The sequence below is a fragment of the Orbus sasakiae genome (assembly GCF_039542345.1).
Taxonomy (GTDB): domain Bacteria; phylum Pseudomonadota; class Gammaproteobacteria; order Enterobacterales; family Orbaceae; genus Orbus; species Orbus sasakiae.
This window is the reverse complement of sequence record NZ_BAABHY010000006.1, coordinates 95,915-113,313: the sequence shown is the minus strand read 5'-3', so window position 1 is coordinate 113,313 and position 17,399 is coordinate 95,915. Positions and strand designations below refer to the sequence as shown.

General features: G+C 38.7%; 15 protein-coding genes. 8 read left to right on the top strand and 7 right to left on the bottom strand.

The features are described from left to right. Window positions 1-54: 54 nt before the first annotated feature. Together ABEA36_RS11360 and ABEA36_RS11355 are read right to left on the bottom strand one after the other, a co-directional pair. Window positions 55-732, bottom strand: coding sequence for a methionine ABC transporter permease (locus tag ABEA36_RS11360; protein ID WP_345492244.1), 678 nt, complete (start codon window positions 730-732; stop codon window positions 55-57). After that, window positions 725-1,765, bottom strand: a complete 1,041-nt coding sequence (locus ABEA36_RS11355; RefSeq protein WP_345492242.1) for a methionine ABC transporter ATP-binding protein — start codon at window positions 1,763-1,765, stop codon at window positions 725-727. The genes ABEA36_RS11360 and ABEA36_RS11355 overlap by 8 nt, the downstream gene beginning before the upstream one ends. A gap of 513 nt (window positions 1,766-2,278) precedes the next feature. On the opposite strand from ABEA36_RS11355, the gene ABEA36_RS11350 reads away from it, so the two are divergent. From ABEA36_RS11350 to ABEA36_RS11335, 4 genes are all read left to right on the top strand, one after another. Continuing rightward, window positions 2,279-3,220 (top strand): hypothetical protein, encoded by a 942-nt coding sequence (locus tag ABEA36_RS11350; protein WP_345492240.1) that lies wholly within the window; start codon window positions 2,279-2,281, stop codon window positions 3,218-3,220. Window positions 3,221-3,519: 299 nt separating this feature from the next. Further along, window positions 3,520-4,971, top strand: coding sequence for an alkaline phosphatase (locus ABEA36_RS11345; RefSeq protein WP_345492238.1), 1,452 nt, complete (start codon window positions 3,520-3,522; stop codon window positions 4,969-4,971). A 68-nt stretch (window positions 4,972-5,039) separates the two neighbouring features. Beyond that, window positions 5,040-5,510, top strand: a complete 471-nt coding sequence (locus ABEA36_RS11340; protein ID WP_345492236.1) for a hypothetical protein — start codon at window positions 5,040-5,042, stop codon at window positions 5,508-5,510. Between the two features lie 271 nt (window positions 5,511-5,781). After that, window positions 5,782-7,134, top strand: a complete 1,353-nt coding sequence (locus ABEA36_RS11335; protein ID WP_345492234.1) for an FAD-dependent oxidoreductase — start codon at window positions 5,782-5,784, stop codon at window positions 7,132-7,134. 179 nt (window positions 7,135-7,313) lie between these two features. Here the strand turns inward: ABEA36_RS11335 and ggt are convergent, their stop codons facing one another. The 3 genes from ggt to ABEA36_RS11320 all read right to left on the bottom strand — a co-directional run bounded on the left by ggt (window position 7,314) and on the right by ABEA36_RS11320 (window position 10,415). Next, window positions 7,314-9,062 (bottom strand): gamma-glutamyltransferase, encoded by a 1,749-nt coding sequence (gene ggt, locus ABEA36_RS11330; protein ID WP_425571940.1) that lies wholly within the window; start codon window positions 9,060-9,062, stop codon window positions 7,314-7,316. A 146-nt stretch (window positions 9,063-9,208) separates the two neighbouring features. Then, a complete protein-coding gene (locus tag ABEA36_RS11325) occupies window positions 9,209-9,688 on the bottom strand; it encodes a YehS family protein (RefSeq protein WP_345492232.1) in 480 nt (159 codons plus the stop codon). Between the two features lie 205 nt (window positions 9,689-9,893). Further along, complete coding sequence (locus ABEA36_RS11320; protein WP_345492230.1) at window positions 9,894-10,415, bottom strand: DUF6630 family protein; 522 nt, start codon at window positions 10,413-10,415, stop codon at window positions 9,894-9,896. 262 nt (window positions 10,416-10,677) lie between these two features. Here ABEA36_RS11320 and ABEA36_RS11315 point away from each other — a divergent pair, with 262 nt between their 5' ends. Further along, window positions 10,678-11,226, top strand: a complete 549-nt coding sequence (locus ABEA36_RS11315; protein WP_345492228.1) for a YagU family protein — start codon at window positions 10,678-10,680, stop codon at window positions 11,224-11,226. Between the two features lie 58 nt (window positions 11,227-11,284). Here the strand turns inward: ABEA36_RS11315 and ABEA36_RS11310 are convergent, their stop codons facing one another. Beyond that, window positions 11,285-12,148: a MurR/RpiR family transcriptional regulator gene (locus ABEA36_RS11310; RefSeq protein ID WP_345492226.1), complete on the bottom strand. Its 864-nt coding sequence runs from the start codon at window positions 12,146-12,148 to the stop codon at window positions 11,285-11,287. 221 nt (window positions 12,149-12,369) lie between these two features. Here ABEA36_RS11310 and murQ point away from each other — a divergent pair, with 221 nt between their 5' ends. The 3 genes from murQ to ABEA36_RS11295 all read left to right on the top strand — a co-directional run bounded on the left by murQ (window position 12,370) and on the right by ABEA36_RS11295 (window position 15,959). Next, window positions 12,370-13,275, top strand: coding sequence for an N-acetylmuramic acid 6-phosphate etherase (gene murQ, locus ABEA36_RS11305; protein ID WP_345492224.1), 906 nt, complete (start codon window positions 12,370-12,372; stop codon window positions 13,273-13,275). Window positions 13,276-13,292: 17 nt separating this feature from the next. After that, window positions 13,293-14,741 carry a PTS N-acetylmuramic acid transporter subunit IIBC gene (gene murP / locus ABEA36_RS11300; RefSeq protein WP_345492222.1) on the top strand — a complete coding sequence of 483 codons (1,449 nt, stop codon included), beginning with the start codon at window positions 13,293-13,295 and terminating at the stop codon, window positions 14,739-14,741. A gap of 186 nt (window positions 14,742-14,927) precedes the next feature. Further along, window positions 14,928-15,959 (top strand): AI-2E family transporter, encoded by a 1,032-nt coding sequence (locus ABEA36_RS11295; RefSeq protein ID WP_345492220.1) that lies wholly within the window; start codon window positions 14,928-14,930, stop codon window positions 15,957-15,959. A gap of 99 nt (window positions 15,960-16,058) precedes the next feature. On the opposite strand, the gene ABEA36_RS11290 is transcribed toward ABEA36_RS11295, so the two are convergent. Next, entirely contained in the window at window positions 16,059-17,219 is a 1,161-nt protein-coding gene (locus tag ABEA36_RS11290) for an MFS transporter (RefSeq protein ID WP_345492218.1), read from the bottom strand. Window positions 17,220-17,399 lie beyond the last annotated feature (180 nt).

The following is a 17,399-nucleotide window of genomic DNA, read 5'->3' as shown; positions in this document are numbered from 1 at the left end:
GATTAATTCACAATATTTTTATTAACTAACAATACACAACCAAAACCGTTATCCCTAATTTCGTCGATAACGATTACGCATTGATTTGGAAATTTTATTACCGAGCGATTGAATAATTTGAACAAAGATAATCAAAATAACAATGGTTGATACCATTGCAACATTATCAAACCGCTGATACCCATAATTTAAAGCAAGATCACCAATACCTCCGGCGCCTATTGCACCAGCCACGGCTGTTGCCCCAACTAAACCTATCGTTGCAGTTGTAAAACTGAGTACTAAGGATGATTTTGCTTCAGGCAGCAAAAAATATCGGATTACCTGCCATGTTGTTGCTCCCATCGCATCGGCTGCTTCAATAATCCCATCATTCACTTCTAACAATGAATTTTCAACTAACCTTGCCACATAAGGACTAACAAAAAAGATTAATGGCACAATTGCCGCAGTGGTACCAAACGAGGTGCCAACAATAAATTTTGATAGCGGTAATACCGTGACCAATAAAATCAATGAGGGAATGGAACGAATAATATTGATTATGGTATTTAACACATTGTAAACCACCGCATGAGGGCTGATGCCATCAGGTTTACAAACAACTAATATAATCGCAATTACAGTACCAATGATTGCACCAAAAAATAATGACACAGCAACCATAAACAGCGTTTGATAGATCGATGTTAAAAATAGATCTAATGTCATAGTCGTACTAAAATCAAACATAATTACCATCCTCATCTAATTTTGCGATACGCACATGTTGCTCTTTTAAATAGTTAATGGTGTCGTCAACATCATCCTGATTGCCTTCAATACTGACAAACATATAACCAATAACATGTTCTTTAACATCGATCATGTTTGAAAATAAAATATTAATAGAGACTTTGCCTTGTGCCCTTAAGATCGCATCACTGAGTACCGACTGTTTACAAGATGATCCCAAAAATTCAAATCGAAAAATATTGGTGATGCCATTTTGCGCCATATTTTTTAAGATCTTAGTTGGCAATTTGTCATAGATGACAGAATTAATAAATTTACGTGTCACGGGTGATGACGGATTTTGAAAAATATCAAGCACTGGGCCGTGTTCAATAATTTTACCTAATTCCATCACCAACATGTTATTACAAATATGTTTCACCACACTCATCTCATGGGTGACAAGCACAATGGTAACATTCTGTTCTTTATTGATACGTTTTAGTAAGTCAAGTATTGAGCGAGTAGTCTGTGGATCTAACGCTGATGTTGCTTCATCACACAATAAAATTGTAGGCTTATTAATCAGTGCGCGAGCAATACTGACCCGTTGTTTTTGACCACCAGATAATTCGTTAGGATAAGCATGCTTCTTATCAGATAACTCAACAAACTCCAGTAGCTCATCAATCATCTTATCGCGTTTTTTTTGTTTAACCCCAGTCAACAATAATGGTAGACCAATATTCTCGGCGACGGTTTTGGTTTCTAACAAATTGAATCCTTGGAAAATCATGCCAATTTTTTGTTTAACTTGTCTAATTTCTTTTGCGCTGTAATTTGCAAGATTATGGCCATCAATTAACACTTCACCCGAGGTGGGTTTTTCAAGTGAGTTAATGAGTCTGATTAAGGTACTTTTACCTGCTCCACTGTAACCAATAATACCAAAAATATCACCATCATTAATCGACAGATTAATATTATCGAGGACTTTAAATTCCTGATCATTTTTGTAAAAAATTTTATTTACATTTTTAAATTCAATCATAACGTTCTGCTTATTTTAATCCTAACCAACATGGTGGCTCACCATCATTCAAGTTAGACTTATCGTTTATTTAACCTTGTTATTTACGTTTAAATTATGTTGTGTGGAGCTAGCCACAATACTTATTTTCCCCATTGATTATAACGTATTAAATGATATATAAAATCGAATTAAAACACATAAATAGCAATTGTAGTTATCGTTAATTTTTTACTTACAGTATAAAATGCACTGTAAAATGAGCATAACAATAAATTCTCATATTCATATAACGATTTGTCATAAGCGCAATTTCTGTAAATACGGTATTGTAAACATACCTATCAATGATGTGGTGAAGATGCCTTAAGCACAAAGGTCATGAACCTTTAGTCATGTTATTTGAGAAAGGATATTGGCAAATTATGTCTGTAAGACTGACATCAAAACAGCCAATATTAAAGCGATAAAAATCGTGAACGTTTTACCATTTAGGTAAAATATATATAACCATATAATATTAATAGAGTTATTATGATAACAAACAAAACCTTTGAGCTTAATACTTCAATAACGGGCAAAGTCACTTTAACGTTAACCCATAATGAGCACCAAAATTATATGAGTGCTGATTACGGCTTTAGTGAAGTGGGCCAAAATTCAGCGAATTGCAGTCATATTATTAAGGTCACCTCTGATGGATTTCGAAGTCGTGACGACGGATTCCGCTGGGCAATGCGTGAAGCAGAAGAATTTACTAATATCATTAATAAATTAAGATTGGAATTAACCCAAAATCGTGCTTTAGATGACTATGATGTAGCATTAATTGGCTTCGAAAATGATAAATTTAATGTTATTTTTGTGAAAACAAGTGACGATTTTGCAAAAATCAATACCATGTTCACCTATGCATTGTTAGATTTAACACCATTCAAAAAGCGTGATAAAACGCAGCATACTAATCTTGAGTTTGATAAAACACTCAATAATTTTAAAAGAGATGTGCAAATATGGTGCTTAGGCCATATTAACGATATCGTCATTAATATCCCTGATGTACTCAAAATCAAACTTGATATCACCGAAAAATTAAAAAAAATCCATATTATGAAACACATTAATGGCATTGCACAATCACAAGGTGAACCGATTGTGTATGAAAGTATTCGTGAATTTTATGAAGATGTGGAAATATTAGTTAAAAATCTCATTAATACGGTGAATCTGACACTGGAAAAAAGGCTTGATTTATCAACAGATCATGAATTTTATATCTGTAAGGCGCGAAATAATAAGCTGGTGGTGACCGAGAACCCCAAAAAAGTGGGCGGTAATGAAATCGGTATCGTTAACTATTCTGTGGTTTATCAATTTAATTTAGCCGATGGTTATTATATTAATCTCGACTACCTTAAACAGACCTGTGATGACACACTAAATAAACTTAATGATCTCTTCATCATCCAAAAATAACGCTTTAAAACACTTGGCGGTAGCATTGCCGTCAAGCGATCAAACGGAGGGTTCTGCCTAATAGGTTGGCGAAATCCACCATCACACAAACCACGCGACAGATCTGTCGGTGAAGACGTCTTTGGTTGGTTCAAATTCGATAAAATACATTTTTATTTTATGCACAAAAGACCAATCTCCCCATCAAGCACAATTCAAAGATTGCGACTCATCATCATTGAATACTGTCATAAAGTTGTCATGAAAATATCGTATTGTTATCGACGTTATATCTGATGATAACCCTTGGAGACCCCATAATGAAAAGATTGAGTGCAATCACTTTAACCATTTTATTAAGTACCACCGTAAATCAATTCGCCTTAGCGGATACCCCCGCAAATAGCCCAAAAGCAAAAAATGTTATCCTATTGATTAGTGATGGTGCTGGCATCAATACATGGCACGCTGCGAGCTATTATCGCCATGGTGCATTAGGTCATGAAGTTTATGATGATTTTGATGTCAAAGTCTTTGCCTCAACCTATCCCTTAAATACCTCGAATGTACCGACTCACAGCAATAAAGATGCGGTGACCTTCGATTCAAAATCACTATGGCAAGATAAAAAAGTCAACACCACGTTTAAAGGCAGCTTAGGGAACTATCCTGGTTATTTTGAAGGCTACGATTACACCCGTGCAGACTATACCGACAGTGCCGCAGCAGCGACGGCGTTAGCATCAGGCCATAAGACCTATAACAATGCCATTAACTGGTCAAATGATGATACAAAATTAAAAAATATTGGTGATTATGTCGTGGAAAGCGGTCGTGCTTTAGGCGTCATTACGTCTGTGCAATGGAGTCATGCTACCCCAGCTGGCTTTTTAGCTCATAATGCCAGCCGTAACCAATATGAAGCCATTGCTCAAGAAGCCATCAACTCAGGCCAAGCTTCAGTGATTATGGGTTCTGGCCATCCTTACTACAACAGCAATGGCGTTTATACAGAGCCGGCCAATGATAAAGCATTTCGTTATGTCGGTGGTAAAGATTTATGGAATAAAATTATCAAAGGCCAAACCGACTATGCTCATGTTGAAAGCAAGGCTGACTTTATTGCCTTGGCCGATGGCAAACTTGACCTAAAAGGTAAAAGTAAAGTCGTCGGGACTGCACAAAACAATGCCACATTACAGTTTAACCGTAATGGTGTAGCTGCGGGTCAATTATTAGATAATCAACCCGATTTAGCAACGATGACAAAAGGTGCACTTAATATTATTAGCCAAAATCCAAAAGGATTCTTCCTCATGGTTGAAGGTGGTGCCGTTGACTGGGCTGCACATGCTAATAACTTACCACGCTTAATCGAAGAGCAAATAGATTTTAACCTAGCAGTTGAAGCCGTTAGTGACTGGGTCGAAAAAAATAGCTCATGGGATGAAACGTTAGTGATTGTGACAACAGACCACGGTAATGGTTTATTGCAAGGACCTGATTCGAATACAGCGATCTACTCTGATATTATCAATCAAGGTGCAGGGGCTTTACCTCTTGTTCGTTGGCACTCAGATACCCATACACGCGAACTAGTCCCTGTTTACGCAAAAGGTGCGGGTGCAGACTATTTCTTATCAGTAGCAAAAGAAGATGCCAATTTAGGGGTTTACTACCATGCGCCTAAAGAAAGCCAACTTTATGTTGATAATACCGATGTATTCTATGCAGCAGCGAAAGCATTAGGAATTACAACAAGCAGTAACTAATCACACTATTTGATACGCCCTAATCAACCGATTGGGGCGTTTTTATTCATTGTATAAGAAGTAGTAGGATGTTTATGATCTTAAAAAATAAATGGTTATCTTTTGTTTTATTCATAATGACAGTATTCTCAGCCAGTACTTACGCGCAATCCGTCACCACGGCAAGTGGTTACGCAGATGGGTATGTGCTACGTGCGACCCAACAAGGTAATATGATTAAAGTGGATCTTCGATTTGAAGCTCAAGTTGATGGGTATAGTGGTGAAACCATTTACCAAAGTCCATCCTCAACATCTTGGCAACAAGATTTTTATGTGGAAATCAACGGAAAACGTTACCCACTGAGTATCGATAGTGAAGGGAAATACCAAGCCCCCGAAAGCCTAAAACTGACATTTTGTTACAATACACAAAAAAATCCTCGTGTTGGCAGCTGGCGGGGAATATTTACTGGCCCTAATTCAGCGGTGGATACCATCAACGTTGCTCTACCCAACTTGCCATTAATCCAAAATGTGCCAGTAAGCCAAATACACTAAATTGTGATGATGGTGGTTTTTTGCCACCATAAAATCGACTTATCTAGCCAGATAATCGGTCGCCTTGTCACAGCCTTAAAAAACAACAGATTTTCACCTAAACCCTTACTTTTATTAATGAATTTTATCAGAAAAACCGACCATTGAAATAGCTATTACCGCGTTTATAAGCATATTTTTTACTAAAAACAGCGATATACTGAATCCAATAATTTTGCAATTTTTAGATTTATAAATATGAAACATTTAAACTTAAACGAGGTCGTAAATTATGAAAGTTGTTGTTATTGGTTGTACCCATGCAGGCACATCAGCCGTAAAAAGTATCTTAGCCAATCACCCTGATGCACAGGTAACGGTTTATGAACGAAATGATAATATCTCCTTCTTATCATGTGGTATTGCATTATACGTCGGCGGTGTTGTTCGTGATCCTGCGGGTCTGTTTTACTCAAACCCAAAAGAGCTCAGCTCACTTGGTGCAAATGTAAAAATGGAACACGATGTCATCAATGTGGATACCGTTAATAAAACCGTTACCGCAAAAGATTTACATACGAGTCAATCTGAAACCGTCAGTTATGATAAATTAGTGATGACAACGGGATCATGGCCCATTATTCCGTCCATTGATGGTATTGATCATAATAATATTTTGTTATGCAAAAACTATAACCAAGCTAACGTCATCATCGAACAGGCTAAGCATGCCAAAAATGTGACCATTGTTGGTGCGGGTTATATTGGTATAGAGCTCGTTGAAGCATTTGTTGAATCGGGCAAAAAAGTCACCTTAATCGATGGTCTAAATAATGTTTTGAGCAAATACCTCGATACACGTTTTAGCCAAATTCTGGAACGCGAGCTTGTCCAACGTGGTGTTAAACTGGTGTTAGGTGAAACGGTTACCGCGTTTGAAGCAGACCAACATGGTGCTGTTAATCGAGTAATTACTCCTAACCAACAGCTATCCACGGATTTAGTGATTATGTGTATTGGCTTTAAACCAAGTACAGAATTACTGAAAGGCAAAGTCGATATGTTGCCAAATGGCGCCATTGAGGTCAATGCGTATATGCAAACCAGTAATCCGGATATTTTTGCGGCAGGTGATAGTACAGTGGTCCATTATAATCCTAGTGATACAAGCAGTTATATTCCCCTTGCGACAAATGCGGTACGCCAAGGTCTGTTAATTGGCTATAATCTAACGGAACATAAACTGGCTTATCGTGGTACACAAGGTACATCCGGCTTATACTTATTCGGTTGGAAGATTGGTTCAACAGGCGTGACGTATGCCAATGCGAAAAGTTATCAACTTGATGTAGAGTCTGCTTATTTAGAAGATAATTATCGCCCTGAATTCATGCCAACGACTGAAAAAGTATTTATGGAATTGGTTTATGAAAAGGGAACCCATCGAATTGTGGGAGCCCAACTGATGTCAAAATATGATATTACACAATCGGTCAACACATTATCATTAGCGATTCAGAATAAAATGACGGTTGAAGATCTTGCCTTAACTGACTTCTTCTTCCAACCCCATTTTAATCGCCCATGGAACTATCTGAATTTATTGGCTCAAGCGGCCTTAAAGCAGATCAGCGCTAGCAAGTAAAACCCCATAAACCTTGTGAGTGCCCTTATTGGCGCCCACAAGGTTTATTTTTTACTGAACATCCCGTAAACCTTATCTTGGTCAGGTGTGTTATGCCTCACTCTCTTACCACGCTTCATCCACTTATGGCATTATCATTCAGCTCAAAATTAATCCACGATAGTCTGTCACCAACGAGACTAATAACCGGCAGCTAAACCATCACCACGGGGATCGGTGGCGCCAAATAATACGTTGCGTGGTGAATCAATTAATATCGCACCGGCATGCCCCATAGTATCCGTATAATCATCAACCACTTTTACCGGATGCCCAAGTGCAATCAGTGCCTTAATGATATCTTGACTGACACGACCTTCAACTTTCAGATCATTCGAGGATGCTCCCCACGTGCGACCATGTAGCCATCTTGGTGCATTGATCGCGTCTTGTGGTGTCATGTCAAAATCAACAATGCGTGTCACAATCGCAGCTTGTGTTTGTGGCTGGCCTTCTCCCCCCATAGTGCCATAAACTAAATATGGCACATTGTTTTTAAATAGCATTGCCGGGTTGAGTGTATGAAACGTTCGTTTATTGGGTTCAAGGTGATTAACGTTATTGGGATCCAATGAGAAAAAACTACCACGATTTTGTAATAAAACCCCCGTGTCTTTTGCCACGATGCCTGAACCAAAATCATGATAAATGCTTTGTATAATAGACACGGCATTACCATAGGCATCGACGACACCAAACCATACCGTATCCCCTTTAGGATCAAGTGGCTTAATATCGACTTGCGCGGTTTGCAGATTAATTTGTGTGGCTTGAGCTTTCCCATGCTCAACCGATAATAAGTCATCTAACGGAATATCATGAAAGTCAGGATCGGTTAAATATTTATCCCGATCAGCAAAAGCCTGTTTTGTGGCTTCAATAATTAAATGATAATAACTAGCACTACCTTCACCCAGTGACTTAACATCAAAGTTATTAAGAATATTGAGGATTTCAAGTGAAGCCATACCCTGCGTATTCGGCGGTAGATTATATGCAGTATATTCTCGATAATTAACATGAATCGGCTTCACCCATGTCGCACGATGATTGGTAAAATCATCAAGCGTCAATAGCCCGCCATTTTGCTGTAAATCCTTGACAATATTTTTAGCAATATCGCCTTGATAAAATGCAGTAGCACCATTTTGGGCAATCATGGTCAATGTTTTCGCTAAGTCTGGTTGCTTGAGAATTTCACCAACTTGGTAAACTTCAGCATTATTTTTCAAAAAAACACGATTAAATTCAGGAAAACGCTGTAAATCACGAAATATTTTATCATGACTATCGGTATTGATCGTCGACCAATGATGTAAACTGTGTGAAACCGCAAATCCTTGTTGAGCATAGCCGATTGCATCGTTAAATAAATCCTGCCACGCTAAAGCGTTATGCATATTGTTTGCGGCATATTGATAGGCTTCATCCCAGCCTGAAACGGCACCAGGTACGGTATTGGCCGATAAATACCCTCGTGCTGGGATTTTATCAAAACCCTGCTTTTTATAAAACGCCATTGTTGCCATATGACCCGCCCTTCCACTGGCATTAAGGCCTTTTAATTCTTGCGTTTTAGCATTATAAATTAACCAAAAATTATCCCCACCAAGGGTATTCATTTGTGGGTAAACAACAGCAAGGGTTGATGCAATGGCAATCGCGGCATCAACGGCATTGCCACCTTTTCGCAGCACGTCAACGCCTGCTTGTGTTGCTAAATAATTAGGTGATGTCACCATTGCATTGGTCGTCATTGGATTTAAGCAACGTGAAGGTGTATCACAGTATTTGCCGACCGTCTGATTTGGTGAAAAAGTCGCGTAAGATAAGGGATTAAAGCACAGCGTGAACAATAAAATAGCCAGATAATAATGTTGTCTCATCATCGTTGATTCCTTATAAATTGAATAGTCAATTTTAAGGAATGCATATTTTATGCCATTAACTCCACTCAAACAGATATGATGTGAAATGACGCATCAATCAATTCAGTGTTAGCGGCACAAAACGAATCGACACGCATAACGCTTTTTTAGTGTTCGCAGTTCTCTCCACGCATTTTTAGCGTTAACCCTTTCAAAAAATAACGCAGCAATTGATCACCGCATTGCCGATAATTTTTATGATCAGCATGACGAAAAATCGCATTCAACTCAGGTTTTGAAACACGGAAATCGACGGAGGCATAAATATCGATTAGATCGGTATCTTTTAACGCAAATGCGACACGTAGTTTTTTCATCACGATATTATTATTGATGGTGGGTTTCGTTTCGACAACCATGGTGACATCCTCTTTTTGGCCTCGACGAGACACAATCAGACCATTTAAAAAGTGAGCCATGACATAGTTTGAGCAGGGTTGATACATTGCATCATCGTCACGTTTTAACCACGCTTTCACCTCGGCACTGGTTACATTAAGCCCGACTAATTTGATAATGTCGACCATTCCCTCATCACTGAGATTAAGCATATAGCGCATGCTGCGTAATATATCATTATTAACCATTATTTTTCCTATTTTCATTATGTGTATTGATCATATTGAAGCATCGTCGCTATTTTCGTTAAAAAATTGTCATAACCTATAATTATAGTGTAAAAACTCGATAAACCGATGCGGATCAATAAGATCCCTACTTTATTTGTATCTTATTGCAAGCTCAATAGCCAACATCATGTTACGCCTATCATTACCACATATTTAATCACGATCATCGTAATTGAGCCCCCAATTGTTTCACTAATTGTTCAATTTGACTGTAATAACTGCTTGGAAACACAATAATCCAATAATAATCATCGTCAGATTCAATATTTGCAAGGCTAAAGCCTTGTTTCTTCAATTCACGATTAAAATCACTCAACACGAGATCACTGGAAATCGTGGTACGATTATCATAATGGCGTAAATTGGGGAGTGAAACACGCGGTATGCCAAAATTACTCAGCAATAAGTCCTCAATGCCTTCTTTAAGCAGCTTCACGTCATCATTTAAATCAAGTTCTAACATAAACTCAGGTTGCAAGATGTCAGCTAACACTTCCGTGGGATTAAAATCGAGCGTGACATTTGAGGGAGATCGATTCGCTTCTGCTAGTGGCTCACCACGACCACTTTCAATGGTATAATTGTCGATAAGTTGATATACCCACTCAAGATCCGGCCGGTTCGTCAGGAGCGACACCAGTTTTTTTAGATCGGTTTTAAATTCATCACTGATAATCCACTGCATATCTCATCCTTTATCTTTTTATGTTCATAACACTCATCATAACAAGTTAAATACGCTTATTAAAGTATTAGATTTTTCATTAATAGCGTCTAACTGCAGCGAAATACGACGAAGAACAGATAACTAAAAAGCCGAAACCATGTAAATTAACCAATTGATAAAATAGATTTATTTTTATCATTCTTGATATAACCCCCTTTTAACCTGTGCTTTTTTAAAATACAATTTAATCGGTCATCCATATTCACTAAGGAAGTTATTCATGTTTGGTAATAAAGGTAATCGTCAAATCATCATCTGGACCACCATCATTGGTGGATTTTTTAGCTCATTAGTCAAATGGGGCTCTGAAGTCAACATGCCCCCACGTGTACCCGGTGAAATTTCACCACCAGCGGCACATATTGATGCCTGGTTTGGCTGGCTTGGTATCAATTCCCATTCACTCGACTATGTCTACCAAGGCGCAACGGTACTCGGCGCGGTAACCCTTTATCACTGGTTATTTAGCTTTGCCTTTGCATTTGTGTACGCTGCTGGCTCTTACTACTGCAACAAAGTCAGATTATGGTATGGTGCACTCTATGGTCTCGTCATTACCGTTGTCATGCATGGCTTTTTAATTCCATTACTTGGCTTTAGAAACCCTGTTTATGATAATGGAGCAACTGGCTGGTTATGGAATCTTAATGGTTATGAGTTATGGAGTGAGATTTTAGGTCATATTTATTGGGCTGTTTCAATCGAAGTCTGTATGATTGCCGTGCTTGCCCACTTTAGTCGACCAATTCGTGGGGTATGGCGTAGCTAGTCATGTCATTGTTATCCCCAAGTTTATAATTGGCTTGGGGAGTCAGCAAATCCATCAACTAATTCTTATTTTGTAATGTTTTAATCATCTGACTACTATTTTTTATATTCGTTTCAGCCAGATCACCTAACTGCTGTACCACCCCCATAAAAATTAAATCACTGATGGTATTTTGTGCTGTTCGTGAAGAAATGGATGAACTACGCCAATGCACTTCGTCGGCAATGGTATCTAAACAAAAATCAGCTAACTTGCGTAATGTGCTGCGTTGTAGCGACGTAATTGCATAAACGGGGACACCATTTTGCTTAGCCGTTTTAGCAGATAAACACACTTCGCGATGCATGCCTGAGTATGATATGACAATCAAAACATCTTGCGCGGTTAATGACTGCGCCATGGCAAGTTGAATATGTGTGTCATTTTCTGCTGTGACCGCCAATCCCAATTTTTGGAGCTTATAGGCTAAATCTTTAGCGGTTAAGGCTGAATTACCAATGCCCACAATTTGGATACGTCGGCAATGTATCATCTGTTCAATTAATTGTTCAAGTATGGCAAAATTCAAACTCTGGGTTGTTTGAATGAGCGCTTGCTGCTTTTCCTGCAACAATTTTTTGGCAACAAGTTCAAGGGAATCATTTCGTTCAATTTGATTATGTAACGGCAAATCTGGCTTGGTATTGAGATGGTAACGTAATATATCTGCCGCTAATTGCAACTTAAAGGTTGCAAAACCATCAAAGCCCAAAAATTGGATAAATTTAATGATACTTGATTGGCTCACACCAATTTTTTGTGCAAGTTGCTGCGAAGAATATTGCGCAATCCGATCTTTATGCTGCACGATATAGCTAGCAATCTTTTTTTGCCCATCAGAGAAACCATTAAGATTGGCTTTGATATTTTCAATAATGTTCACTATATCCTCAATTTATCGGTAAACCATCGTCTATTTTGCACAATAAGCTCATCATACCTGACATTAAAATGACTGACAACAGAACTCACATTGCGCCGTTTCAAGACGACGTCGCGCGCATTTTTTCTGTGATATTAGTCACAAATTAAACGATATTTTATTTCTAAATTTCAAATAAACGGAATAATATATTCCAAACCCATCCTTTTAGAGAATAAAAAATGCAATCAACCATCGATCTAACCCACCTGGTCACTGAAAGCCGTAATCCCAATAGTGAACAGATTGATAATCTATCCACCCTCGACATGCTAAAAGTGATTAACAATGAAGATAAAAAAGTGGCGTTCGCTATTGAACAACAATTAGAACCTATCGCACAAGCCGTTGAAGCAATTAGTCATGCGTTTAAACACGGTGGACGCTTAATTTATTGTGGTGCGGGTACATCAGGGCGCTTAGGAATTTTAGATGCCAGTGAATGCCCACCAACATATGGCACAAAGCCAGAAATGGTGATGGGGCTAATTGCTGGTGGCCATGCTGCAATTTTTAAAGCGGTTGAAAATGCAGAAGATAACACACAATTATGTATTGATGACTTAAATGCGATTGATTTTAATCAACGTGATGTGTTAGTGGGGATTGCCGCTAGTGGCCGCACCCCTTATGTCATTGGTGGCCTTGAGTATGCCAATCAACTTGGTGCCGTCACCGTTGCGGTTAGTTGTAATCCACACAGTGAAATTGCCCGTATTGCCAAAATTGCCATTACGCCAGTTGTTGGGCCGGAAGTTGTCACTGGCTCATCACGTATGAAAGCTGGCACCGCACAAAAGCTGGTCTTAAATATGCTGACTACCGGTGCGATGATCAAAATGGGCAAAGTTTACGGTAATTTAATGGTCGATGTTGAAGCCACTAACCAAAAACTCATTGAGCGCCAAATTAATATTGTGATGCAAGCCACCGACTGCGATCGCCAGCAAGCAGAACAAGCGTTAAGTCAGAGCCAACGCCATTGTAAAACAGCAATTGTTATGATCCTCGGTCATCTCAATGCCAACGACGCGAAAGCTTTACTCGATCAAAACGGTGGCTTTATTCGCCAAGCCATTAAACCTTAATGTGATGCGGAGTATCTATGTCAAAAATAAATCAGCACATGATCAGCCAAATTATTGCCGCCGTAGGGGGAACGCAGAATATTCGCAGCAATGGGAATTGCATGACCCGTTTACGGCTTGGTTTGTTTGATAATAGCCTAACCGATTATGCGACGCTTAAAGCGATTGACGGTGTGATGGGCGTCGTGGATGGCGATAATCAATTACAAATTATTTTAGGTCCGGGTAAAGCGCAAACCGCCAAGGACCTTGTTGAAGTGCAGTTGCATAATACCCCATCGGCTAGCGATAGCGCACAGAATAACGATTTATCCTACATCACCAAAGCCAATAAAGACCAGATCAAATCGAGACAAAATGGTGCAATTAAAGGGTTCTTTGCCAAATTTGCCACCATTTTTACGCCCCTGATTCCAGGTTTTATTGCTGCAGGACTGCTACTAGGCATTGCAACGTTAATTGAACAAAATGTTATCTTAACCGATACGTCACCCAATTTACTGTTAGTTGATTCAGTCAGTTATATTAAAGTATTTAGCAAAGGGTTATTTACGTTTTTAGGTATTTTAGTCGGTTATAATGCTCAGCAAGCCTTTGGTGGCTCAGGTGTTAATGGTGCAATATTGGCTTCACTGTTTGTACTTACCTATAACGCAACCGGCACCGTCGGTTATTATTCAGGCATGACTGAGTTTTTTGGTTTTGCTATCGACGCCAGAGGGAATATTATCGGCATCTTAATTGCGACAATTTTAGGCGCAAAAGTTGAACAATGCATTCGCCGTTTAGTCCCTGATAACTTTGATATGTTACTCACCTCCACCTTCACTTTATTAATTATGGGGATAATAACCTATTTAGTCATTATGCCAATGGGTGTTTACTTATTTGATGGCATGTCGTTTTTGTTTAAGCATTTAAACAGTAACCCTATCGGGGCTGCAATTTTAGCCGGATTATTTTTAATCGCAGTGATGTTTGGGATTCACCAAGGCTTTGTTCCCGTTTATATTGCACTTGTTGCCGATCAGGGGTTTAACTCACTTTTCCCAATCCTTGCGATGGCAGGAGGCGGGCAAGTCGGTGCCGCAATCGCTTTATTTGTTCGTTCGCCGAAAGGGAGCTTGTTACGCAAACAAATTAGTGGTGCGATCATTCCTGGCTTTTTAGGCATTGGCGAACCCTTAATTTATGGCGTAACATTACCACGCATAAAACCGTTTATTACCGCGTGTATTGGTGGTGCTGCTGGGGGATTTTTTATCGGCTTAGTGGCAATGCTGGGTTTACCAATGGGACTCAATTCAGTTTTTGGCCCTTCTGGCATCATTGCAATTCCGTTTATGACATCACATGATGGTGTCATGCCTGCAATGTTAGTTTATTTTACGGGTCTTATCATTACCTACCTGACTGGATTTATTGTGACCTATTTTTGTGGTTGTAAAAATATCGATCTCAGTTAATACTATTTTCGCGTTACGCTATGTGACATGTTAAACATAGCGTACCTGTTTTCGTTACTTACCAAGCTCAATTCAATCACGCCTCATCGCCAACGTGTCGGCAAGAATGACACAAAATCACATTGATAGTGATCAACGTCAGCTATATGATAGCCACTTAACCATAAAATAAGGACTTTCACTACCATGTTACTTAATGATAATCAAAAAATGGATATTTTTTGTGTCGTCGGATTTTCAATCTTTTTTTTAATCCTTATGCAGGTCCATTTAATGTCAGCGGTGATAGCTGGATTGCTTACCTACACATTAACAATCAAATTAGATGATTTTTTATCAAAAAAAATGGCGCGGTTTAGTAATAAATCAAAACTGCTATCCGTATTGCTATTATCAAGTCTGATTCTCGTCATCTTTGCTGGCGGTTTTTGGTATTTATTTACTTGGTTTGTCGGGCTAGCAAAACATCCGGCTGAAACCATGGACAGTATCAAACTGCTGGTTGATAAACTGTCAACAACCTTACCCGATGCACTGCGAAGCTATCTGCCTGATAATACAGAAGAGATTAAAAATAGCTTAATTGCCTACCTGAAAGAACATATTTTTTATTTACAAAATATGATTGCGCGTATGTTTCATATTTTAATCATCATTATTGTGGGGATGATTATTGGCTTAATCCTTGGGTTCCAAGCCAATAAACGCAATATTGAGGAAAAACGCCAAAACCAAACTAAACTCACTAAAGCCCTCAGTGGCTGCCTTGATAGATTAGTGCTAGTCTTTCAATATGTGGCAATTTCACAAGTCTTAATCTCGTTATTTAATGCCATTATGACGGCCATCTTCTTATTTGTTGTACTGCCGATTTTTGGGGTCTCTTTGCCCTTTAGCAAAAGCTTAGTCTTGGCAACGTTTGTCTTTGGCTTGATCCCTATTATTGGTAATTTAGTGGTCAATGTATTGATGTTTTTTGTGGCCTTCACGGTCTCCTTTAAAGTGGCCATTGTGGTGATTGTTTACCTCATCGTGATTCATAAGTTTGAATATGTTCTCAATGCGCGAATCGTGGGTAAAAAAATTCAAGCGGGGATTTGTGAATTATTAATTGCCATGTTGTTTTTAGAAACGCTATTTGGTTTTATTGGTTTAGTCTTTGCCCCGATTTTTTATGCTTTCCTCAAATTATCATTGAAAGAGACCAAACTCATTTAATGATATTAAGTCGACTCGTGATGTTGGCGCATGACGAGTCGGACTGTTCACTTATTTTCGTTATTTTTTTATCATAATGGCTAATTCTAGTGTAAAAACCTAATCCAGCACCGCTGACGTTTTCAGTGAAACCAGATATAAACCACTAGCGAATAGCGCAATCCCCCCTAATACCGCGTAAGCAAAACCCAGTGAGTAAATTTTACTCAGGTAGCCGACAACGATAGGGAAAAGTGTCATACCGATCGCATAAATTGCTTGGAAAAGCCCCATTGCGGTTGAATTAACGCTGCGAGATACACCTTGCATCGCTTCTGCCGTCAAAAAGGAAAATAAAATGCCTGTTGAGATACCTGGTATGATTTGCAGCCCAAGAATCAACCAAAATGTCGTCGCCATCGGAACAAAGAAACAGTAAGCCGCGAGCAACACAAATGACAAGGTAATCCATGTCGCTTTACAAAACTTATTACATAAAGGGCTTGAACCTATTTTTGCAAAGCAGACAGATGACAGCATATAGATTAACGATGATAATCCAATAACAAAAGCACTGGCGCCAAGCCCTTTAATGATTTGATTGGTAAACGACATCGTGGTCGACATTTGAATCCCTTGCTGAATGAGCGCTAAAAAAGCAAAAAACAGCAATTTACGGTTAGAAAATACCGTCAACAATAATCTCACTGGCGTTGGTTTAGCCAGTTTATGGGGATAGCTCAGCCCTAGCGCCAATCCCGTGGCTACAACACCACTGATTACACTCAGTACACAAATAAAAACCATGCCACCATATTCAAATAGTAATGTACTAGATAAAAAAGCCAAAAACATGCCCAAATTATTGGCCATTATGATTCGGCAAGTAGCAACGGTGCGCTGTGATTTAGGGTAAAAGCTTAAAAATAACACCATAAACGAGATCCACGTGGCACTCGCGAAACCTGAAATAATATTACCGACTAAAAAGCCCATACCATCGGTAAAAAAGACCCGCACAATGGAAGCCAACGCGGTTAATGCACAGCCCGTGACAATAAAAATTTTATGACGCTGCTTAATGTCAGCAAGTATTCCCATTGGAAAACGCAGAATAAATTGGGAAATACCGTAAGCCCCCATGATAATCCCAATCATATTCACAGATACGTGAATACCAATCAGGTAAGGCGTTTGAAAAGGAATATAAACATATTGAGCATACCAAAAAAATATGACAATAATCAGCAATAAATACGACTTTTTTGTTGTTTTTTTCATAAACGATCTTGCCTTATTGCAGCCGCCTTTTTTTAAAAATATATCTAAAAAAAATATTTTGCAAGTCCTCAATTGTGCTTGTTTGACATTTCAAATCATGTTATTTTTATTGAAAATTGATATTTGTTACATTTTGACGTGTTACTGATATAGCAGGCAAGATCGAATGTACTTAACCGG

Bases quoted from the DNA above. Each gene is read 5' to 3' on its own strand.
- ABEA36_RS11340 (WP_345492236.1), top strand. From the start codon at position 5,040: ATGTTTATGATCTTAAAAAATAAATGGTTATCTTTTGTTTTATTCATA.
- ggt (WP_425571940.1), bottom strand. From the start codon at position 9,062: ATGATGAGACAACATTATTATCTGGCTATTTTATTGTTCACGCTGTGC.
- ABEA36_RS11350 (WP_345492240.1), top strand. From the start codon at position 2,279: ATGATAACAAACAAAACCTTTGAGCTTAATACTTCAATAACGGGCAAA.
- ABEA36_RS11360 (WP_345492244.1), bottom strand. From the start codon at position 732: ATGTTTGATTTTAGTACGACTATGACATTAGATCTATTTTTAACATCG.
- murP (WP_345492222.1), top strand. From the start codon at position 13,293: ATGTCAAAAATAAATCAGCACATGATCAGCCAAATTATTGCCGCCGTA.
- ABEA36_RS11335 (WP_345492234.1), top strand. From the start codon at position 5,782: ATGAAAGTTGTTGTTATTGGTTGTACCCATGCAGGCACATCAGCCGTA.
- ABEA36_RS11345 (WP_345492238.1), top strand. From the start codon at position 3,520: ATGAAAAGATTGAGTGCAATCACTTTAACCATTTTATTAAGTACCACC.
- ABEA36_RS11355 (WP_345492242.1), bottom strand. From the start codon at position 1,765: ATGATTGAATTTAAAAATGTAAATAAAATTTTTTACAAAAATGATCAG.
- ABEA36_RS11315 (WP_345492228.1), top strand. From the start codon at position 10,678: ATGTTTGGTAATAAAGGTAATCGTCAAATCATCATCTGGACCACCATC.
- ABEA36_RS11295 (WP_345492220.1), top strand. From the start codon at position 14,928: ATGTTACTTAATGATAATCAAAAAATGGATATTTTTTGTGTCGTCGGA.
- ABEA36_RS11290 (WP_345492218.1), bottom strand. From the start codon at position 17,219: ATGAAAAAAACAACAAAAAAGTCGTATTTATTGCTGATTATTGTCATA.
- ABEA36_RS11325 (WP_345492232.1), bottom strand. From the start codon at position 9,688: ATGGTTAATAATGATATATTACGCAGCATGCGCTATATGCTTAATCTC.
- ABEA36_RS11320 (WP_345492230.1), bottom strand. From the start codon at position 10,415: ATGCAGTGGATTATCAGTGATGAATTTAAAACCGATCTAAAAAAACTG.
- murQ (WP_345492224.1), top strand. From the start codon at position 12,370: ATGCAATCAACCATCGATCTAACCCACCTGGTCACTGAAAGCCGTAAT.